Source organism: Streptococcus oralis, assembly GCF_001578945.1.
GTDB classification, from domain to species: Bacteria; Bacillota; Bacilli; order Lactobacillales; family Streptococcaceae; genus Streptococcus; species Streptococcus oralis_Q.
Genome location: NZ_KQ969551.1, coordinates 325,805 through 329,769, shown reverse-complemented (window position 1 = coordinate 329,769; position 3,965 = coordinate 325,805). Strand labels below are relative to the sequence as shown.

At 41.9% G+C, this 3,965-nt stretch carries 2 protein-coding genes; both read right to left on the bottom strand.

The window, feature by feature from the left end:
• Positions 1-183: 183 nt before the first annotated feature.
• The gene (locus SORDD16_RS04260) at positions 184-2,685 is read right to left on the bottom strand and encodes a pneumococcal-type histidine triad protein (protein WP_061452495.1); all 2,502 of its coding nucleotides are present in this window, start codon (positions 2,683-2,685) and stop codon (positions 184-186) included.
• 7 nt (positions 2,686-2,692) lie between these two features.
• Complete coding sequence (locus SORDD16_RS04255; RefSeq protein ID WP_061452494.1) at positions 2,693-3,610, bottom strand: metal ABC transporter solute-binding protein, Zn/Mn family; 918 nt, start codon at positions 3,608-3,610, stop codon at positions 2,693-2,695.
• Between the last annotated feature and the right edge of the window lie 355 nt (positions 3,611-3,965).

The following is a 3,965-nucleotide window of genomic DNA, read 5'->3' as shown; positions in this document are numbered from 1 at the left end:
GGAAAAGGCAGTTGATACCATTATCGGAATCGTTTCATACAAAGACTAGAAAAGCTAGATACAAACGAAATCATGGAGATTTTTAGTCAATAATTCCATAACAAAAGGCACCCTATTAAGTGTTCAAAAATCTTGATAGGATGCCTTTTTTAGGTATTTAAAATTTTTGGAGGTTCTTTTGCATTATGCGCTTGGTTGAGTTGTGGTTTCTGTCTTTTCTTTTTCTTCTATTGTAGAAACAGGAGCCCCTTTCAAAAGAGTGAGTAGTTTTTCAGCCTCTTCCATGATTTGGTTATTGTTCATTGTTCCGAGCAATAGGCTGTTTTTAAGACCGAGCAAGGTTTCTTCTGCATTGGCTTTTAGACTTGCATCACTCAGTTCTGATAGGAGTTGCTCTGCTTCCGTGAGTTTGGCAGTTACTTTTTCCGTTTCAACTTGTGGTTCCTCCGGCTCTGCTGGTGTTTCCTCTTCTTCCTCATCCCTTGGCTCTTCACCCGGAGCAAAGTTTTGATCTCTAGTTGGTTTACCTTGGACATGATCGCTCGCATTTCCCCAACCATCATTTGAAGTTGGGCGATCATCTGGATGTTCGACATAGTACTTGATAGTCGCAAAGAGATCCTCTAGAGTATAGCCATTTGGTGCCTTGTAGGAGTGATCGTCAAACCAAGCAAACTTGATATTGTGGTAGTGATCCTTATGAGGAATGATGAGATTGCCATTTTTAACCGCTACCGTATGCTCAACATTATATGGCAAGCGAACGAGTGGGATACGTTTTTCTCCTGTCACACGATTGTAGATAGCTTCTGCACTTTCTCCTTCTGGATTTGCCTGAGCTGCAGCATCTGCAGATGGTGGGAGGATTCCCTTTTCCTTGGTATAAGCTGCCGCTTCCGCCTTTTCCTTGGCAGAAAGACTATCCTTACCAATCCAGTGACTGTGTCCCATATGCGGTGTCACATAGGCATCTCCCTCATCACTGATAATGTCACGAGCATCAAAGATATAACCATCTGAGGTTGTATACTTATCTGCTAACTGAGCCATACGTACTTCCTCTTCGCTGTATTCGATTTGTGCATTTGGCTTGCCAAGGCGTTCTGGGTGTAGAACTGGTGCTAGAAAAGCAAGGACATCATCTACCAACTGCACCTTATCACTTGATTCATCATTGAGACGGGCAAGAAGCTGATCCAAGGCTTGGAAGTCCGTCAAACGTCCCTTGTTTTCAAGTAGTTTTTGGTGACTTTCTTCCAAAAGATTGTAGACTTTATTATAAAATTCTTGATCTCTTGGAGATACACCTTCTTTTTTAGCTGGCAATTCATGGCTCAGATTTTCTTGAGTTGCTAGTTTTTTATCAAGTGCTGCTACAGTTTCGGTTGTCAAATCTTTGGCAAGAACATAGCGAGTTCCTTCTTTGTTCTCTACCACATAACCATCTCCAACCTTTCGAATAACTGTCTGAACCAGTTGTTCCTCTACTGGATTGATAGGTGTTGGCATCGGTTGAGGTGTTAGGTTTGGAACTGGCTGAGGATGTGGACTAGGAAGTGGGGTTAGAGGACGCTCTCCTGGAACAACTGGAGCTTGTTCCCCTTTCAAAGGAATCAAGCGGGAGATTCTTTCTTCCAAGGCAGACATTTGCGAGTACATGATAAAGTGGTAATGATCGCCATGCGGTACTGCAACTCCCTTTGCCGTTCGTCTGGTGATCTGTGCAGGGTCAAAGACCAGACCATCTGATTCTACATGTCGTTTGAATAAAGGCTGAGCGTAGAGTTCCTTTAAGAGGTTCGTAATATCTTCGCTCTGACTCGGTTGACCATCACTTTCGTTTGGTCTTGGATTCACAGGAGCATTTGGAGAGACTAATCCTCCGTTATTCGTAGATGGTGTCCAGCCAGTCTCTCTCTCTCCGTCATTTCCGCCAGAATTGCGGTGGGAATTTACTCTAGAAGGCTCTGTCCGGCCACCTGATAAAAAGGCTTGGGCTGCTGCCAATTCACTTGCAGAAAGATCACTCTTTGGAATATAGTGAAAATGATCTCCATGTGGTACGATGTAGGCATCTCCTGTGTCCTCTATGATATCTGACGCATTAAAGATATAGCCATCATCTGTCGTGTAGCGACCTTGTGAGCGAGCCAGAGCAAGGGCGCTATCCGTAGTCGAAGAGCCTCCTCCATGATTTTCCCTATGACTATGTTCCTGTCGTTGGCGATTGATTTCATCCTTGGTTCGGATATTTTCGGTTTGGGATGGATTGGACAGATAAACATAGTATTTTCCATTGACCTTGATAACATAGCCACCCTTGATTTCATTAACGATGTCTTCATTCTTTAGTTGGTAGTTGGGATCCTTCATCAGCAATTCTTCGCTGATAATAGCATCATAAGGCACCTTACCATTGTAGTAATGGTAATGATCCCCATGGGAAGTCACGTAGCCTTGATCGGTGATTTTGATGACAATTTGCTCCGCATTGATCCCTTCACGCTTGCTGACTTCATCTGGTGTCAAGCTTTCCGCTTTCTGGGCTGGTTGCTTCTCGTCAACATAAGACACTCGATTATTTTCCTTGACCGTACGCGCCTGATAAAGTCCTAATTCATAGGTACAAACGCTCAAAAGTAGAGCTACAGCAGAACCTGCAAGATATTTTTTATTGATTTTCATAATTTCCTCATTTCAATTCATTTGCCAAGATAGTCATATTTTCTTCTAAATTTTCCAGATAAGTTTGGTCATTTTGTGGGTCTGCCTCTAAAGGATTGAGTGTTTTCAGTCCCACACCTGTTGATTTGACCAGTGTTTCTGCCACTTTGGATGAGACATTACTTTCTGTGAAAATCGTTTTCACCTTGAAGGTTTTGACAAATTCTTGGATTTCAGTTAATTGCCTTGCATTGGGTTCCTGCTCAGGAGAAATCCCAGCAATCCCCAACTGATTTAGCCCAAATCGTTTCGCTAGATAAGAAAAGGCTGTGTGTTGAGTGACGAAGGTCTTTTGTTGAACTTTTTCAAAAACAGGCTGGAACTTCTTGGTCAACTCTTGTGCTTTTGCGATAAATGCTTTGGCATTTTTTTGATAGATATCCTTGTGTTCGCTATCCACCTCAGACAATTTATCCGCAATAATCTGTGCTTCTTCTCCTGCTTTTTCTGGATCCAACCAAGTGTGAGGATCATAGAGTGTTTTCTCATCAATCCCATCACCAACCTCAACATCCTCAAGACCAGATACACGATCCAAGGTCATGCCTTCAGACGCCTCTAAGACTCGTACCTTAGACTTTTGCAAGTTGGGATCTAAACTTCCTGCCCAAGATTCTAAGGTTCGTGAATGATAGACAAAGACATCCGCATCATAGATAGCTGCAATGTCGTTTGCCGATGGTTCAAAGGAATGAATCCCGGTGCTAGACTGAATCATCCGTACATCATTCAAATCTCCAGATACCTCTTTAACCATGGCATAGATGGGATAAAAGCTAGTTACGATTTTCATCCCCTTGCTCTGCTGACTCTCCTTCTGACCACAAGCAGCCAAAACGAAAACGAAGACGGTCAGGAGAAAATAGACAATTGATTTCCTTTTCATAAAAACTCCTTAACTAGTATTTAACTATTTAATTAACCAGTAAATATTCTACACCCATTATCTCCTTATGTCAAGATATTTTTCTATTTTCAAGTATTTTTCATCAGCTATAAAACTAACGAAAGTTCTAAAATGAAGTTAACCACCCCGACTTTCTAAAAATCAGAGTGTCAAATCACCTGAGATTTAGATTGTGATTTTATTTGATAATAGGCTTGAAGCTGTTAGACCGGCTAACCGAGGCCAAAAGTAGCCTTGGTTTAGTTGCTAAAACAGCTTCAAGAGAACCTGTTGTCAAATGAAAGATCATTTAAGAATAAGAAAACACCTCTGTGTTATACTTGTTGTTCCGCCT